Here is a 16999-nt window from a genome sequence, read left to right as displayed (position 1 = left end):
CTCCAAAGCCCCGAGACAATCAATCCGTAGACAGAGTATCAATCGGTTTTTATTGTCGGGCGGAGCCGCGCTGAAGGTCCGTCACGGGAGGCCGTGAGTCAGCATGGCGGAACTGCAACCGAGGCGCGGCGCGACCGCTGGGTGGCGCCCCTAAGCGCCATGGTGCGAGGCCCGCAACCTATTGATTTTGCGCAATAAAAAAGGCGCGAGGAGCATTGCTCCCGCGCCTTTTTGCGATGCTGTCGCGAAGGACTAGGCCCTTTTGGTGGCCCTCTTTTTCGCTGGCGCCTTCTTCTTGGCGACCCGCTTCTTCGCAGCTGTCTTTTTCTTCACGGGCCGCTTCTTCGCGGCCGTGGTCTTGCGAGCGGTTTTCTTTTTCGCCGGCGCCTTCTTCTTGGCGACCCGCTTCTTCGCAGGAGCCTTCTTCTTCACGGGCCGCTTCTTCGCAGCCGTGGTCTTGCGCACAGTTTTCTTCTTCGCCGGCGCTCTCTTCTTAGCGACGGTCCTTTTCTTGGCGACGGTTTTCCGCTTGGCCGACGCCTTCTTCTTTGTTGCGGTCTTCTTCTTCGCTACTGCCATTTCTAGATCCCTTCCTATCGGGTGGCTGGCTAATCGGATGACACTAAAACTACACCCTAACTACACCCGCTCGTCGATCCGCACGTATCGCATTTCAGACACGTCCCGTTTCGGACGAGGGTAAAGTTGCCGCATTCTCCACATGCTTCCCCTTCATAACCCTTAACGCGCGCTTCGGCGACGAGCGCCGATGCACCGCGTTGGGCCAGGGCTTCGACAGCCAGCGCCACATGTTCGACCGTGCTGGAAGACGTCGTTTCGAGCGACGCGGTCGTCGGACCCGCCGTTTCGGTAAGCGACTCTTCCTCATCGTCTTCGCTAAGAGCTTGCACCCGCGCCGTTGCGGATTGCGCATCGCCTGCCGCGGCGCGTTCGCCGAGCCGCCCCCGGGTGAAGCCGGGCGAGACGAGCAATTCGGGGCGCTGCTGGCCTTGGCCGGCATCGGCCGATCCAACGGTGGTGCTTCCAATTTCGTTGGGGTCGACATGCGCCAGTTCGAAACGGCCGAGATAGGACACGGCCAGTTCACGGAACAGATAGTCGAGAATGGACGTGGCGTTCTTGATGGCCTCGTTGCCGCGCACGGGACCTGCCGGTTCGAAACGCGTGAAGGTGAAGGCGTCGACGAACTCGTCAAGCGGCACGCCGTATTGCAGACCGACCGACACCGCAATGGCGAAATTGTTCATCAGCGATCGGAAGGCGGCGCCTTCCTTATGCATGTCGATGAAAATCTCGCCCAGACGGCCGTCGTCGTATTCGCCGGTCCGCAGATAGACCTTATGACCGCCGACCACGGCTTTCTGGGTATAGCCCTTGCGGCGATCCGGCAGACGCTCGCGGTCCGCCGAGGCGCGTACACGCTCGATCACGCGCTCGACGATGCGCTCGGTGACGACGGTGGCGCGCTGGACGGCGGGCTGATCGGACGCGACCGCCGCCAGCACTTCGTCCTGCTCGTCCTCGTCCTCGGCCAAGAGCTGGGCATTCAGCGGCTGCGAAAGCTTGGAGCCGTCGCGATACAGGGCGTTTGCTTTCAGGGCGAGACGCCAGGACAGGAGATAGGCCGCCTTGCAGTCCTCGACGGAGGCCTCGTTCGGCATGTTGATGGTCTTGGAGATGGCACCGGAGATGAACGGCTGTGCGGCCGCCATCATCCGGATGTGGCTTTCCACGGACAGGTACCGCGTGCCTTTGCGCCCGCAAGGCGAGGCGCAGTCGAACACCGGCAAATGCGCGGGGTCGAGACCCGGCGCTCCTTCGAGGGTCATCGCACCGCAGGCATATTCGTTCGCGGCGTCGATGTCGGCCTTGGCGAAGCCGATTTCGGCCAGGAGGTCGAAATCGGGAAGATCGAGTTGCTCCGCGGTAAGGCCCAGCGTACCGACGCAGAAGTCCTCCCCAAGGGTCCACTTGTTGAAGACGAACTTGATGTCGAAGGCGGATGAGACAGCCTTTTCGACCACGTCCAGCTTCTCGGGTGTGAAGCCTTTCTCCGCGAGGGCCTCGAGATTGACGCCGGGGGCGCCCTCGAGCGAACCGCGGCCGACGGCATAGTCGATGATCTGCTTGATCTCGGCTTCGTCATAGCCAAGCGCTTCAAGCGCCTGAGGCACCATGCGGTTGATGATCTTGAAATAGCCGCCGCCGGCGAGCTTCTTGAACTTCACCAAGGCGAAGTCCGGCTCGATACCCGTCGTGTCACAGTCCATGACGAGCCCGATCGTGCCCGTGGGCGCGATAACGGTGGCTTGGGCGTTGCGGTAGCCATATTGGCGTCCGAGTTCCAGCGCCTGATCCCAGGCACGCATGGCGTGGGTGAGGAGGCTCGGGTCGGGGCAGGCGGCATGGTCGAGCGGCACCGGCGGTGTCGACAGCTCCTCGTAGCCGTGCTGTTCGCCCCGTGACGCCCGCGCATGGTTGCGGATGACCCGCAGCATGTGCTCGCGGTTCGCCTCGTAGCCGGGGAAGGCTCCGAGCTCGCGGGCCATCTCCGCGCTCGTGGCATAGGACACGCCCGTCATGATCGCGCTCAGCGCGCCGCCAATGGCCCGGCCTTCGTCGCTGTCATAGGGGATGCCGGAGGCCATCAGGAGGCCGCCGATATTGGCGTAGCCCAGTCCAAGCGTCCGGTACTCGTAGGACAGCTGCGCGATCTGACGCGAGGGGAACTGCGCCATGGTGACGGCGATTTCCAGCACGACCGTCCACAGCCGGATGGCATGCTCGTAGCCTTCGACGTCGAAGCTGCCGTCCTTGGCGCGGAAGGCCATGAGGTTGAGCGAAGCAAGATTGCAGGCCGTGTCGTCCAGGAACATGTATTCGGAACAAGGATTCGAGGCATTGATCGGGCCCGCGGTGGGGCAGGTGTGCCAGTCGTTGATGGTCGAATGGAACTGGATGCCCGGATCGGCGCAGGACCATGCGGCATAGCCAACCTGGTCCCAAAGCTCCCGGGCCCTCACTGTCTTCGCGACGCCGCCGGTCTTGCGCAGGATCAGATCCCAATCGCCGTCTTCCTCGACGGCGGTCAGGAACTCGTCGGTGACGCGTACGGAGTTGTTCGAGTTCTGGCCCGCGACCGTACGGTAGGCCTCCGAATCCCAATCCGTGTCGTAAGTGGGAATCTCAAGCGAGGTGTAGCCCTGGCGCGCGAACTGGATGATGCGCCGGATCATGCTGTCCGGCACCTTTGCCTTGCGTGCCGCCTTGACCTCGCGCTTCAGCGCCGGGTTCTGCTTGGGATCGAAACAGCCGTCATTGTCGCTGTCGCAGTTGACACAAGCCCGCAGCACCGCGTTCAGACGGTCCGACAGAACCTTGGAGCCGGTGACAAGCGCGGCAACCTTCTGCTCTTCGTGGACCTTCCAATTGATGTAGGACTCGATGTCCGGGTGATCCATGTCGACCACCACCATCTTGGCCGCCCGGCGCGTCGTACCGCCGGACTTGATCGCGCCGGCGGCCCGGTCGCCGATCTTCAGGAAGCTCATCAGGCCGGAAGACTTGCCGCCGCCAGACAGGGGCTCGTTCTCGCCGCGCAGCGACGAGAAGTTGGTCCCGGTGCCCGAGCCGTATTTGAACAGGCGCGCCTCGCGCACCCACAGGTCCATAATGCCGTTCTCGTTGACGAGGTCGTCTTCGATCGACTGGATGAAGCAGGCATGCGGCTGGGGATGCTCGTAGGCGGACTCGGAGGCCTTCAGGATGCCGGTCTCGAAGTCCACATAGTAATGACCCTGGCTCGGCCCATCGATGCCGTAGGCCCAGTGCAGGCCCGTGTTGAACCATTGCGGGCTGTTGGGTGCGCCCATCTGCTTCGCCAGCATGTAGCGCATCTCGTCGAAGAAGGCCTCGGCGTCGTCTTCGGACGAGAAATAGCCGCCCTTCCAGCCCCAATAGGTCCAGGTTCCCGCCAAGCGGTCGAAGACCTGCCGCGCATCGGTCTCGCTGCCGAACCGATCGGCCTCCGGCAGCGCTTCCATCGCGTCCATATCGGGCACGGAGCGCCACAGCCAAGAGGGGACCGAATTCTCTTCGACGCGCTTCAGCTTCGCCGCGACGCCGGCCTTGCGGAAATATTTCTGAGCCAGAATGTCAGCCGCGACCTGGCTCCAATGGGTCGGCACCGAGAAGCTCTCGAGAGCGAACACCACCGATCCGTCCGGGTTCTTGATCTCGCTCGCACTCTCGCGAAACTCGATACCGGTGTATGGAGATTGCCCCCGCTCTGTAAAACGTCGTTGAATCCGCATCTTAGCTCATGCCCCCTTCGTGAATTTCGGCCCCAAATCGTGCGTCAGTGCGAACTTTCAGACTGAGCCGATTCGAACTCGCCCTCAACACCGGGCAATCAATATCTTGATGTTGAGAGGTTGAAATATACTAAACCCTGTGTGTGGGGATATGCAAAGAATGTGGATAGCCGGTGGATGAGCTGCAAGCACCGGCAGGGAAAACCACCACAAATCGGTCATTTGGCCCCTAGGGCTCTGCTCGGGGTCGACTCGGCGCACGCGTCTTCCAGCAGTGCATAACGTGTTGACGAGGCCACGACATATGGGGGTCGGGCGGTGGCCGTGGCGCAGAGCAGGGCATAAATCGCGTGCCCGCGCGGCCCTTCGTCCGCTGGACAGGGGCCCTGTGGGCGGGCCATAGTCGCTTATAGCGCACTGCACAAATTCGCGGCTGGGACGTGCGCATCCAATGGTGAAGGCTGACGATGGGACTCTTCAGTGACTTGTTTACCTGGTGGCACGGCGACACGCTGGGCACCCGGCTCTACACGTGGCGCAAGGGCGAGCGCGTCGGCGAGGACGGGCTTGGCAACGTCTACTACAAGGAGCGGAACGGCACGCGCCGCTGGGTGATCTACAAGAACCTCTCCGAGGCCTCGCAGATCCCGCCGGAATGGCACGCCTGGATCCACTTCATCACCAACGAGCCGCCCACGGACGAGGACTACAAGCCCCGGCCTTGGGAAGAGGCGCACCGCCCCAACCTGACCGGCACGTATGAAGCGTACCGGCCGCCGGGATCGGTCATGCGCCCGCGCGTGCAGGAGCAGCCGCTGGATTACGAACCCTGGTCGCCGGAATCCTCGTAAGACGATCCTCGAAGGCGAGTTCCTCGAAGCCAAGTAATGCACGGACCCATATCCGATACTCTTGAGGCTCATGCGGGCCCCCGCATGCTCCAACGCTGGTCTGCCTCCGACTTCGCGAAGAATGGGCAGTTCATCCAGGACATGGCCGGTCCCATCTTTGCGCTGCTCGCGCCCAAGCCCGGTGAGCGGATCCTGGATCTGGGCTGCGGCGACGGCACGCTGACCGCGGAAATCGAAGCCGCGGGCGCCGACGTGCTCGGGGTCGACAACAGCGTCGAGTTACTGGCGGTCGCCCGCATGAAGGGCCTCTCGGTGAAGCGTGCCGATGCCCATGAACTCGACTACGTCCAGGAGTTCGACGCGGTGTTCTCCAATGCCGCGCTGCATTGGATGCAAGACCCGGCCCTCGTCATCGATGGCGTGGCGCGGGCGCTGCGGCCGGGCGGCCGGTTCGTCGGAGAGCTCGGCGGTCACGGCAACATTGCTTCAATCGCCACGGCCTTGCGCGCCGTCGTCAAGGCGCGCGGCGGCGACCCCGCGCAAGCAGTGCGCTGGTACTTCCCGACGATGGAGGAGTACGGCGCGCTGCTGTCGAGCCACGGATTCATCGTGCGGGACATGGCGCTCGTGCCACGCTCGACACCCTCAAGGGGGACATGCAGGGCTGGCTCAGCACCTTCTGCCGGTTCTTCTTCGACAGGTTCGAAGAGCCGGAGCGCAGCGATGTCCTGGAGGAGGCGCTGGAGCTCTTGAGACCCTCGCTTTGCGACACGCAAGGCCGCTGGACGGTCAATCACATCCGGCTTCGCTTCAGCGCGGAGCGCACTCCGAGTTAATAAACGCCTAGGAAAGCTGGGGCATCTATGTCACACCGTTGCCTCAATGATCGCCCACGCGTGTCGTGAGTAGCGGTGTCGCTCCCGCCGGCAAGTTTGGCTTAGGAGCGTTGCTAGTCGCGATCCTGGGGGCGGAAGCGAGCGAAGAGATGGGCATCAAGGGGAGCAATAGGGGACAGCGATGGGCCGGCCGCGCCGCTTCGGCCGCGCTTGCAGCCTGTGCGTTGGCTCTTCCCGCAAGCTCCGCCGGCGCCGCGCCGATCGAGAACGAGACGGCCGTCTTCGCCGCCTTGGACAAGGTGACGGGCCGCATCCAGCATCTCGAGATTCCGATCGATCAGACCGTCGAGTTCGGTGCCCTGAGGGTAACGCCGCGCATCTGTAATTCGCGGCCGCTCACGGAGAAGCCCGATACGGCGTCCTTCGTCGAAGTAGACGAGGTCAAGTTGACGGGCGAACAGCAGCGCATTTTTACCGGCTGGATGTTTGCCGAAAGCCCAGGCCTTCACGCGGTCGAGCACCCTGTGTTCGATGTCTGGCTGACGAAGTGCAAGGATCCGATCGGCGGTCCGCCGCCCGAAAGCGCGGAGACCGAATCCGAAGAGGCACCGGAGGAAGCAGCGGCCGCCGAACAGGCGCCTGCACCGGCCCCGCCGCCTCAAGCGGCTCAGCCGTCCCGTCCTGCCGCACCGCCGCCCGCTGCCCGGCAGCAGCAACGGCCCCTTCTTCCTTGGCTACAACGCTAACGTCGCTGCGGTGCTAAGGGCGACCAGGCGCTGAAGCCCGGCTGACCAGTTCCAGGATCTCGGCAGGATCCGTATCGACGGGCAGGGCGGCAAACGAAGCCGCGGCCATATCCGCGCTATCGCCGCTACCATCTGCACTACCGTTGCCCAGGTCGCAGTCCAACGCCTCTTCCAAAAGCTGCTGAAAGACCTGCCGGCTGATCTCGATGGCGCCGAATTGCGCGAGGTGGTCGGTGATGAACTGTGTGTCGAGCAGGGTGAAGCCGCCGTATTTCAGGCGCGCGACCAGATAGACGAGTGCGATCTTGCTGGTGTCCCGTGCCCGGGAAAACATGCTCTCACCGAAGAACGCCCGGCCCAGATGGACACCGTAGAGTCCGCCCGTCAGCGCACCGTCCTGCCAGACCTCGACCGTGTGGCAATGTCCGAGCGCGAACAGCTCCCCATAGAGGCTGCGAATGCGGCTGTTGATCCAGGTGCTGCGGCGGCCGGATCGCGGTTCGGCGCAGCCGTCGATCACGGCGTCGAAGTCGTTGTCGATCCTGACTTCATAGCCGCCTCGGCGGATTGTCTTGGCGAGGCTCCTGGAGACGTGCACCGCATCCAGCGGCAGGATCCCGCGGCGCTCGGGCTCGATCCAATAAAGCGCGTTGTTGTCCGCGCTTTCCGCCATCGGAAAGATGCCGCACGAATACGCCTTCAGCAGAACCTGCGGCGTGATCTCGATCGTGACGTCGTCCAGAGAGGTCATGACCCAAGAGTCCCCGACGCGGGAGCATCTGGCAAGTACCTGTCAGACGGCTTGGTGGAGGACAGTTGGCCCGCGTGATGCGGCCTAGCGCTCGCCGTTCGGCGCCAGATGGTCCTCGAGCCAATGGATATCGTAATGGCCGTTGACGATGTCCGGCTCATGGATGAGCGAGGAGAACAAGGGAATGGTCGTCTCGATGCCATCGACCACGAATTCTCCCAAGGCCCGCTTGAGACGCATGAGGCACTCATTGCGATTTCGCGCGTGCACAATGAGCTTGCCGATCAGGCTGTCGTAATATGGAGGGATCGTGTAACCCGCATACGCGCCTGAATCGACCCGGACACCGAGACCGCCCGGCGGATGGAAATGGGTGATGGTGCCCGGAGAGGGCCGGAATGTGAGCGGGTTCTCCGCGTTGATGCGGCACTCGATGGCATGCCCCTCGAAACGAACGTCTTCCTGCTGGATCGTCAGCGGGGCGCCCGAGGCGATCCGTATCTGTTCGATCACGAGATCGAGCCCTGTGATCATCTCGGTCACGGTGTGCTCCACCTGGAGTCGCGTGTTCATTTCGATGAAATAGAACTCGTTGTTCTCGTAAAGAAACTCCACCGTGCCGACGCCGCGATACTTCAACTCGCGCATGGCGCTGGCCACGATCTCGCCGATGCGCACGCGTTCGCTCTCGTTCAGCGCGGGCGAGGGGGCTTCTTCCCAGAGCTTCTGATGCCGCCGTTGGATGGAGCAATCGCGCTCGCCTAAGTGAATGGCGTTGCCGTTGCCATCGGCGAGAACCTGCACCTCGATGTGGCGCGGCTTGCCGAGATACTTCTCCAGGTAAACCGTATCGTCGCCGAAGGCGGCGCCGGCCTCCGTGCGGGCCGTGCTGAGGGCCGCTTCGAGTTCGTAGTCGAAATGGGCGAGCTTCATGCCGCGGCCGCCGCCGCCGGCGGAGGCCTTCACCATCACCGGGTAGCCGATTTCCTCGGCGACGACTTTCGCGGTCTCGAAATCGGAGATGGGGCCGTCCGATCCGGGCACGACCGGAATGCCAAGGGCCTTCGCGGTTTCCTTGGCTTTGATTTTGTCGCCCATGATGCGCACGTGCTCGGCAGTCGGGCCGATGAACGTGATGCCGTGCTCTTCGAGGATTTCGGCGAAACGGGCGTTCTCGGCCAGAAAGCCGTAGCCGGGGTGAACGGCATCGGCGCCTGTGATCTCGCAGGCCGCGACGATCGCAGGGATATTGAGATAGCTCTCCTTGGCTTGCGGCGGGCCGATACAAACGCTTTCGTCGGCGAGGCGCACATGCATGGCGTGCGCATCGGCGGTCGAGTGGACGGCGACGGTGGAAATGCCGAGTTCTTTGCAGGCTCGCTCGATGCGAAGCGCGATCTCTCCCCGGTTGGCGATCAGGATCTTGTCGAACATTTCTGTCTGGCTGTTCCTACTCGATCACGACGAGGGGTTCGCCGAACTCGACCGGCTGTCCGTCCTCGACGAGAATTGCCGTGACCTTGCCGGACTGAGGCGAGGGGATGTGGTTCATCGTCTTCATCGCTTCGATAATGAGAAGCGTCTGACCCGACTTTACCGAGCTGCCGATTTCGATGAATGGCGCCGCTCCAGGCTCGGGAGAGCGATAAGCGGTTCCCACCATCGGTGAGGAGACCGAGCCCGGATGGGCACCCGCGTCCTCCGACGGCGTGCGGCGCTTCGGCTCCGCATGCTCAACTGCGGCTGGTGCAGGCGCTGCAGCGACGGCCGCCGCCGTCACATTGACGTTGCGCGCGACGCGGAAGCGGCGTCCGTCGATTTCGATCTCGATTTCCGTCAGGCTGGTTTCATCTAGAAGCGTCGCGAGCTCCCTGATGAGGTCCGTATCGAGGCTTCCCCCGTCTTTTGTCATTGGCGTCCTTTCATGGTCGTCGTCCCCTCAGGCGTCGGAAATCGCGGAGGCCAGAGCCTCGATCGCGAGTTCGTAGCCAAGGCCACCGAAACCGCAGATTACCCCTTCGCGGCCCCGGAAATATAGGATTGGTGGCGGAATGCTTCGCGCCTGAAGATATTCGATAGGTGAACCTCGACGACAGGCACGTCGCAGGCAAGCAATGCATCGAGCATGGCTATTGAAGTATGCGAATAGGCGCCCGCGTTGACGATGAGGCCGGCACCCCTGGTGCGTGCCTCTTGGATCCAGTCCACAAGCTCGCTCTCGCCGTTGCTCTGCCGGAACTCGACCGCAAGCCCCAGCGCCTCGGCCTTGCGGGTGCAGCGCTGCTCCAGATCGGCCAGGGTCTCGGTTCCGTAGACCTCCGGTTCGCGAGTCCCCAGCAGGTTCAGGTTCGGGCCATTCAGGATGTAGATCGGCTTGGCCATGGTGAATTCCCGGTGGGCGATCCAGGGCTTACGCGCCCCGGCCTGTAGATTCAGACAGAGCCGCGCGCGAAATTGGCGAAATGCAGTGCGGCAGCGGGCCGTTTATCAGCTTTTTGGAACTTGAGCAAAAACCGTTGAGCCCCCGATAGGCGCTTGAGCGCCTCGGGGACCCGTGCCTGGCCTCAGATCAGATGTCAGCAGCTGGTCTTGCAGCCCTCTTTGCGGATGACCTCGACGTTCTCGACCAGCTGGTCATACAGATCGTCCGGCGCGCCCGGAATAGTGCGGTCTCCGATCAGGTAGAGCGGGGTGCCCTGGAGTCCGAGACTCTGCGCCAGCGCATAGGCTTCGGCGAGGCCGTCCGCGACCTCCTGGCCCTCCATGTCCTTCTCGAGCTGAGGCACGTCGAGCCCGAGTTCGTTGGCGATCCGCAGAACCTTCTCCTTGTTGGCCTTGCCCGGCTCGCTGAAGAGCTTCTGGTGCATCTCGAGATATTTGCCCTGCATCTTGGCGGCGAGGGCGCCCTTGGCTGCATCCTCGGAGTCCCCGCCGAAGATGGGGAGTTCCTTGAAGACGACGCGGACCTTGTCGTCGTTGTCCGTCAGCTTCATCACGTCCGGCATCGCACGGCGGCAATAGCCGCAATTGTAGTCGAAGAACTCGACCACGGTGACGTCTCCATCGGGGTCGCCGGCCGTGAAGGACTTGTCCGAGCGGAACAGAGCGTCGGCGTTCTCACTGATGGCCTTGTTCTGCTGCTGATCCTGCTCCTCCTGCTGGCGCCGGTCGAGTTCGGTCGTCATGGCGACGAGGATCTCTGGGTTCTTCGTGAGATACTCTTGGACGACGTCTTCGATGGCCTTCTTGTCGGAGATGCCGCCCGAGAGACTGGCGGTCGCGGTGCTGTCGCGCCAAACGACAAGGACGGTGGCGGCGCTCACAATAGCGGCGACGACCGCTGCGACGAGGGCGGTGGCCAGGCCAGTCTTAAAGGTCATACTGAGGTCTCCGAAAGTTTGCGTGGGCCCTACGCATCATTTTTTGCGTTCGGGCATTTTGAAATCGAGAATGTCTTGGGCGCGCAGCCATTGCGGCGTGCCGCCCGGTAAACCGTCTTGTGCCCTCTTGGCCATCATCTGGGCCTCGCGCAGGCGTCCTTCATAGAAATAGGCCTCCGCAGACGCAAGCGAGGCACGGGCCAGGAAGTTTTGCCGCGCGCCGGAAGCCTGAGCTTGATCGCCCTTGCGACCGTACGCCATCGCAAGTTGACGGTAGCCCATAGCCGATTGCGGTTCCTGCACCAAGGCTTTCTTCAGGTTGCGGATGACCTCGTCGAGATAGCGCTTGTCTTCTGTGCTGAGCATGGCTTGCGCCAGCATGATCTGAATCAGCGCCTCGTGGGGGGCGAGCTCCACGGCCTTCCGCAAAGGCTCGATTGCTTCCCGGCCTCGGCCGCTTTCGAACAGAAACTGGCCTTTGGTCTCATAGAAATACGGCCATCGCGGCTGGGCCTCGATCAGCTCATTGAGATACGGCATGGCGGCGTCAACGCCCGACTTCCGATAGGTCGCGATCGCGCGGGCATAGGTGGCCGCCAGCGTATCGTCGTCCTTGTAGCGGTTCAGGGACGCTTCGGGCTTCTCCAGGAAGCCGGACAGCTTGGCGCGCATGAGGTCGTGCCGGTATTGAAGCTCCGGCGGATCTTTGACGTCGTAGTAGGGGCTCTGTTCCACCAGGGTCCGAAGTTGCGAGATACGCGTCTGCGGGAGTGGGTGGGTCATCAGGTAAGGATTGATCCCCTGAATGCCCCGCATCTTGTCGGCCAGCACGTCGAAGGTCTCGATCATGCCGCGTCCCGATTGGCGCGTCGCGTTCAGAAACGTCATGGCGGCTTGGTCGGCGGAGGATTCTTCGGTCTGGCGGTATGCCAGGAAGCTGCGCATCGCCGCATCGGTGCCGCCGGCCATCGCACCCATGCCGAGCTGGCCCGCAGACGGAACGCCGGCGAGACTTCCGCCGATCGCCGCGGCCAAGCCCAGAATCTGCAGCGCCATGGCCGTCGATTTCATTTGCGAAACCTGCGAGCGCAATCGCGCCAAGTGACCGCCGGTGATATGGCCGGTCTCGTGCGCGATGACGCCGATCACCTGGTTCGGCGTATCCGAAATCATGAGCGTTCCGGCATGCATGAACATGTTGTGGCCATCGACGACGAAGGCGTTGAAGTTCTTGTCGTTGACGAGGTGGATCTTGATGTTCTGTGAGCCGAGACCGGCGGCCCGGAAGATCGGTCCAGCGTATTCGCGGATCAGCGCCTCGGTTTCGGCGTCGCGAATAATACCGCCGGCGTTCGCGACGCTGGGCGCGACCAGTCCTGCAACCAGGGTCGCCGTCAGCGCCAAACGCGACAACGGTGGTCTGCGTCGGGAAGAGGGCTCTGCCGTGAGTTTGGCCAGGATCGGCATGATGGACGTGATCGTATTGGCTCGGCTGTTTTGCGCAAAGACGCAGTTTTATTTTGCCTCACGAGGGGGCTACGTTGGCACGCCGTTAATGGCCCCCGCCATTGCCAAGGTCGTTTTGCTTGGGGCCTGATTACGGCGACAACGTGACACCCGCCAGCCTGCTATCCATCAACAATGCGCGAGGAGCGCAAGCCGTGAGCAGTCCGTCCGAGTTTTCATCGTTACCCCGGCCGCCGGCTGCAAGCCGCCAGATCGATCCGTTCATCGTCATGGACGTGATGCGCGAGGCGAACCGGCGCGAGGTGGCCGGTGAAGACATCATCCACATGGAGGTGGGACAGCCCGCGACCCCGGCGCCCCGCGCGGCCCGCGAACGCGTCGTGCAGGCCATGGCGGAGCATAATCTCGGCTACACGCTGTCGCTCGGGCTCCCGGAGCTGCGGGAGCGGATCGCCGCCTATCTCAGGGCGCGTTACGGCGTCGACATGGGGCCTGAGCGCATCGTCGTCACGGCGGGTTCGTCCGCCGGCTTCGTGCTGGCCTTTCTCGCCGTGCTCGACCATGGCGACAGCTTCGGTTTGCCGTCGCCGGGCTATCCCTGCTACCGCCAAATTCTGAAAGCGCTCGGGTTTCGCCCGCATCTGATCGAAACGTCCGGCGCCGGACGCTGGATGCCGACCGTGGCTGATGTCGAGGCGCTGGGGGCTTCGGGCGCAGCGGGCTTGCTGCTGGCGAGCCCCAACAACCCCACCGGCACCATGACGCGGCGCGCGCGCTTGAAGGAGCTGGCCGAGGCCTGTGCACGGCAGGGCCTCTGGCTGATTTCCGACGAGATCTATCACGGCCTCGAATATGAGGCGGCTGCGGAGACGGCGCTTGCCTATTCGGACTCCGCCATCGTGGTGAATAGCTTCTCGAAGTATTTCAGCATGACCGGCTGGCGCGTGGGCTGGCTCGTCGTGCCCGAAGCCTTGACGCGGACTATCGAGCGGCTGGCGCAGAACCTCTATATCGCGCCGCCCACGGTGTCTCAGGTCGCAGCGCTTGGCGCCTTCGACGGCATCGACGAACTCGAAGAGATCAAGAGCCGCTATGCGCGGAACCGTTCGCTCTTGCTGAACGAACTGCCGCCGGCCGGGCTCTCGAACATTCTGCCTGCGGACGGCGCGTTCTACCTTTACGCCGATGTCCGAGACTTGACCGATGACAGTGCGGCGTTCGCGCAAGCCATGTTGCGAGAGATCGGCGTCGCCACGACGCCGGGGATCGATTTCGATCCCGAGCGAGGACGGTCTTATCTCCGGCTGAGCTATGCGGGGGCGGAGCGCGAGATGCGCGAAGCCGCAAGGCGCATCACCGCGTGGCTGAAGACGCGCTGACGCCGGGCTTGCCGGTGGACAGCGCAAGAAAAGCGACCCGTGCACGAAAAGAGGCGCCCGAAGGCGCCTCTAATACGGTCTTGCTCTGAAGCGATCGGCGAACTCTAGCCGCGCGACCACCAGCCCTTGCGCTGGGGCGCGGGCTCCTTGTCGCCCTCGCTCTCGATACGAATTTCAGGCTTGGGCTCGGACGCGACCGGCTCGTCACGCGACGATGCGATGCTGAGCGCCGGTTCCGTCTCTCGCGGCGCGGGCTCGGCCTGTTGTTCGGCGTGATCTTCGTCCGGCTCGTCGGCGTTTGTCTCGGCAACGTACTCGCTGACCGAGACCTCACGAACGGGCGTGTCCTCGGAAGAGTTGTCATCCGTTGGGGCGTCGCCGCCTTGTTCGTGCTCGTCCCGCGTTTCCGCATTGAGTGCGGCAACGGGTGCAGCACTCTTGTCAGCGGTCTCCGACTCCGCCGGGTTCGTCTCGGCGTCCGCGACGGCCTCGTCACCTTGGCCATCCTGCTGGTCGGCCGACTGCTCCGCGCCATTACGCTGACCGCGCCCGCGTCCGCGCCGGCCGCCACGGCGGCCTCTGCGGCGTGACTTCCGGGGCTGCTGCTCGGAATCGCCGTCGGCTGCTTCATTGTCCGAACCGCTGGCCGCTGCTTCGTCGTCCGAGGACGAGGTCTCGCTCGTCTGACCCTCGGTGTCGCCATCGCTTTCGCCGCGGCCACGGCCACGTCCACGCCGCCGGCGCGAGCGCCGCTTGCCGGACTCGCCGTCGCCGTCTTCGGATTGCGCGCCTTCTTCGCGATGATGCGCCCAATCCATATGGATCACGGCGCTGTCGCCGGTTGCCGGGCCGCCTTCCGTCGAACGCTCGATGACGAACTGCGGAATATGCAGGTCCTTGTCGGCCTCGACCGTGATGGGCACGCTGTAACGTGCTTCGATATCCTTCAGATGCGCGCGCTTCTGATTGAGGATGTAGAGCGCAACATCTACCGCGGTGGTGGCACTCAGCGGCACGACACCGTCGGTGATCAGCCGGTCTTCGATCGAACGCAGAATGTCGAGCGCGACCGACTCCACCGAGCGCACGATGCCGGTGCCTTGGCACATGGCGCAGGCATTGGTCGAGCCCTCCAGAACGCCGGTCCGCAGGCGCTGGCGCGACATCTCCAACAGGCCGAAGGCGCTGATGCGTCCAACCTGGATGCGGGCCCGGTCGTTCTTCAGCGCGTCTTTCAAGCGACGCTCGACTTGCCGGTTGTTGCGCCGCTCATCCATGTCGATGAAATCGATCACGATGAGGCCTGCCAGGTCGCGCAGGCGCAGTTGCCTCGCGATCTCCTCGGCCGCTTCCATATTGGTCTTGAGCGCGGTGTCCTCGATATTGTGCTCGCGCGTCGCCTTGCCCGAGTTCACGTCGACGGCCACCAAGGCTTCGGTTTGGTTGATGACGATGTAGCCGCCGGACCGAAGCGTCACTTGCGGTGAGAACATCGCTGCCAATTGCCGCTCGACCTGATACCGGATGAAGATCGGTTCGGGTTCCTTGTAGGGCTTCACGTTCTTGGCATGGCTTGGCATGAGCATGCGCATGAAGTCCTTGGCCTCCCGGTAGGCGTCGTCACCGGCAACCAGAACCTCGTCGATATCCTTGTTGTAGAGATCGCGGATCGAGCGCTTGATCAGGCTGCCTTCCTCGTAAACGAGGGCAGGGGCCGTCGAACCCAAGGTGAGATCGCGGACCGTCTCCCATAGGCGCAGGAGGTAGTCGTAGTCGCGTTTGATTTCGGTCTTGGTCCGCTGGGCGCCGGCCGTGCGGATGATCAGCCCCATTCCTTCCGGCACCTCGAGTTCGCCTGCGATCTCGCGCAGACGCTTCCGATCCGTCGGTTGGGTGATCTTGCGGGAGATACCGCCGCCCCGCGCCGTATTCGGCATCAGGACCGTGTAACGACCCGCAAGAGAAAGATACGTGGTCAGCGCCGCGCCCTTATTGCCGCGCTCTTCCTTCACCACCTGAACCAGAATGATCTGGCGGCGCCGAATGACCTCTTGGATCTTATAGGGACGGCCGCGTCTGCGGCGAGCACGTTCGGGCAGTTCCTCGAGCGCATCCTCCGAACCGACCGACTCGACGCGATCCTTGGCCGACCTGCGGCGGCTGCCGCGCTCGTCGTCGTCGCCGTCCGTGTCGTCGTCGTCGGACTCGTCGTCGTCGGAATCCTCGTCGTCGTCGGACTCCTCGTCCGAGTCTTCGCCGTGATCGGTGTCCGCATCGACGTCGTTTTCGTCGGCGGCGTCCTCGTCAGAGGATTCCGGCTTGCGCGCCTCGATGGCGTTCTCGTCAGATGGGTCTTCGCTCCGCGGCGCCTCATCGGCGTCGCCAGCCTCGGCATCCTCTTCCTGGGCCGGGGGCTCGGCGGGCTCTGAGACTTCGTGGGTTAGGTCGGAGGCCTCGAGTTGGATGTCGGAGCCGTCATTGTCGTCGCGGTCGTCGCGCGGCGTCGTATCGACCTCGTCATCGTCGTCGAACTCGAATGTGGCGATCGGAAGCGCGTCCGCGGGGGATGTTTCTTCGTCCGCCGCCGTTTCCTGCTTGCGGGTCTCTCTACGGGGTTCGCCACGACCGCGGCCACGGCGCCGGCGCCCGCGCCGACGTCCGCCGCTCGACGCGGCGTCGTCCTCCGCAGCCTCCTCGGCAGAGGCGCGGCTTTGTTCGGCGGCCTCCTCTTCGAGGAGCGCTTGGCGATCCGCAACAGGGATCTGATAATAATCAGGATGAATTTCAGAAAATGCCAAGAAACCGTGCCGATTTCCGCCGTAATCGACGAACGCGGCCTGGAGAGACGGCTCTACTCGCGTGACTTTCGCGAGATAGATATTACCTCTTAGCTGTTTTTTTACTTGCGGATTCGTAATCAAATTCCTCGACACGATTTCCCTTTACGACGACCCGGGTCTCCTCCGGATGCGCCGCATCGATAAGCATCTTGTTTGCCATGTTGTATGTTCTCCGCCGCGCGGCGTTCGGCGGTGAACGGCGTCAGCCGTTTCGCCGGGCCCGGGCCTAAGGGCCGCGCGGACCTAATGTCAGTCGTCCATGAATCCAGGCGATGCCCCGCCGAGAGCCCGTTTGCGGGGCTTCGGGAGCGGACTGTGTCAGCCGCCGAGCATAAAGGGGCAATGGGAAAGCACCGTGATTACGGTAGCTTATCTGGCCGCCCTGACTCTGCATCGCGATTTCCTAAGTGGCCGC

The 16999-nt window shown here is 63.2% G+C and carries 12 protein-coding genes and 1 pseudogene; 4 read left to right on the top strand and 9 right to left on the bottom strand.

Annotated features, from left to right (window positions below; translation table 11 throughout):
- Window positions 1-252: 252 nt before the first annotated feature.
- Together DCY11_RS01550 and DCY11_RS01545 are read right to left on the bottom strand one after the other, a co-directional pair.
- Window positions 253-579, bottom strand: coding sequence for a histone H1 protein (locus DCY11_RS01550; protein ID WP_108680883.1), 327 nt, complete (start codon window positions 577-579; stop codon window positions 253-255).
- A gap of 56 nt (window positions 580-635) precedes the next feature.
- Window positions 636-4334: a vitamin B12-dependent ribonucleotide reductase gene (locus DCY11_RS01545; RefSeq protein WP_108680881.1), complete on the bottom strand. Its 3699-nt coding sequence runs from the start codon at window positions 4332-4334 to the stop codon at window positions 636-638.
- A 467-nt stretch (window positions 4335-4801) separates the two neighbouring features.
- On the opposite strand from DCY11_RS01545, the gene DCY11_RS01540 reads away from it, so the two are divergent.
- From DCY11_RS01540 to DCY11_RS01530, 3 genes are all read left to right on the top strand, one after another.
- Window positions 4802-5185: an NADH:ubiquinone oxidoreductase subunit NDUFA12 gene (locus tag DCY11_RS01540; RefSeq protein ID WP_108680879.1), complete on the top strand. Its 384-nt coding sequence runs from the start codon at window positions 4802-4804 to the stop codon at window positions 5183-5185.
- Window positions 5186-5269: 84 nt separating this feature from the next.
- Window positions 5270-5938 (top strand): trans-aconitate 2-methyltransferase, encoded by a 669-nt coding sequence (locus tag DCY11_RS01535; protein ID WP_208430490.1) that lies wholly within the window; start codon window positions 5270-5272, stop codon window positions 5936-5938.
- Window positions 5939-6131: 193 nt separating this feature from the next.
- Complete coding sequence (locus DCY11_RS01530) at window positions 6132-6767, top strand: DUF2155 domain-containing protein (protein ID WP_245409420.1); 636 nt, start codon at window positions 6132-6134, stop codon at window positions 6765-6767.
- 13 nt (window positions 6768-6780) lie between these two features.
- On the opposite strand, the gene aat is transcribed toward DCY11_RS01530, so the two are convergent.
- The 6 genes from aat to DCY11_RS01500 all read right to left on the bottom strand — a co-directional run bounded on the left by aat (window position 6781) and on the right by DCY11_RS01500 (window position 12311).
- A complete protein-coding gene (aat, locus tag DCY11_RS01525; protein ID WP_108680877.1) occupies window positions 6781-7518 on the bottom strand; it encodes a leucyl/phenylalanyl-tRNA--protein transferase in 738 nt (245 codons plus the stop codon).
- An 84-nt stretch (window positions 7519-7602) separates the two neighbouring features.
- Entirely contained in the window at window positions 7603-8952 is a 1350-nt protein-coding gene (accC, locus tag DCY11_RS01520) for an acetyl-CoA carboxylase biotin carboxylase subunit (RefSeq protein WP_108680876.1), read from the bottom strand.
- 16 nt (window positions 8953-8968) lie between these two features.
- On the bottom strand, window positions 8969-9430 hold the full coding sequence (accB, locus tag DCY11_RS01515; protein ID WP_108680874.1) for an acetyl-CoA carboxylase biotin carboxyl carrier protein: 462 nt from the start codon (window positions 9428-9430) through the stop codon (window positions 8969-8971).
- A 98-nt stretch (window positions 9431-9528) separates the two neighbouring features.
- Window positions 9529-9900, bottom strand: coding sequence for a type II 3-dehydroquinate dehydratase (locus tag DCY11_RS01510; protein ID WP_371515020.1), 372 nt, complete (start codon window positions 9898-9900; stop codon window positions 9529-9531).
- Between the two features lie 194 nt (window positions 9901-10094).
- On the bottom strand, window positions 10095-10898 hold the full coding sequence (locus tag DCY11_RS01505; protein ID WP_108680872.1) for a DsbA family protein: 804 nt from the start codon (window positions 10896-10898) through the stop codon (window positions 10095-10097).
- Between the two features lie 36 nt (window positions 10899-10934).
- Complete coding sequence (locus tag DCY11_RS01500) at window positions 10935-12311, bottom strand: M48 family metalloprotease (RefSeq protein ID WP_159079724.1); 1377 nt, start codon at window positions 12309-12311, stop codon at window positions 10935-10937.
- A 323-nt stretch (window positions 12312-12634) separates the two neighbouring features.
- On the opposite strand from DCY11_RS01500, the gene DCY11_RS01495 reads away from it, so the two are divergent.
- The gene (locus DCY11_RS01495; RefSeq protein ID WP_108683625.1) at window positions 12635-13744 is read left to right on the top strand and encodes a pyridoxal phosphate-dependent aminotransferase; all 1110 of its coding nucleotides are present in this window, start codon (window positions 12635-12637) and stop codon (window positions 13742-13744) included.
- Between the two features lie 104 nt (window positions 13745-13848).
- Here DCY11_RS01495 and DCY11_RS01490 read toward each other — a convergent pair.
- A pseudogene (locus DCY11_RS01490) lies at window positions 13849-16744 on the bottom strand (Rne/Rng family ribonuclease).
- Window positions 16745-16999: the final 255 nt, after the last annotated feature.

Source organism: Methyloceanibacter sp. wino2 (assembly GCF_003071365.1).
GTDB lineage: Bacteria > Pseudomonadota > Alphaproteobacteria > Rhizobiales > Methyloligellaceae > Methyloceanibacter.
Note: the sequence above shows the minus strand (reverse complement) of the source record. Positions and strands in the feature narration are given on the sequence as shown.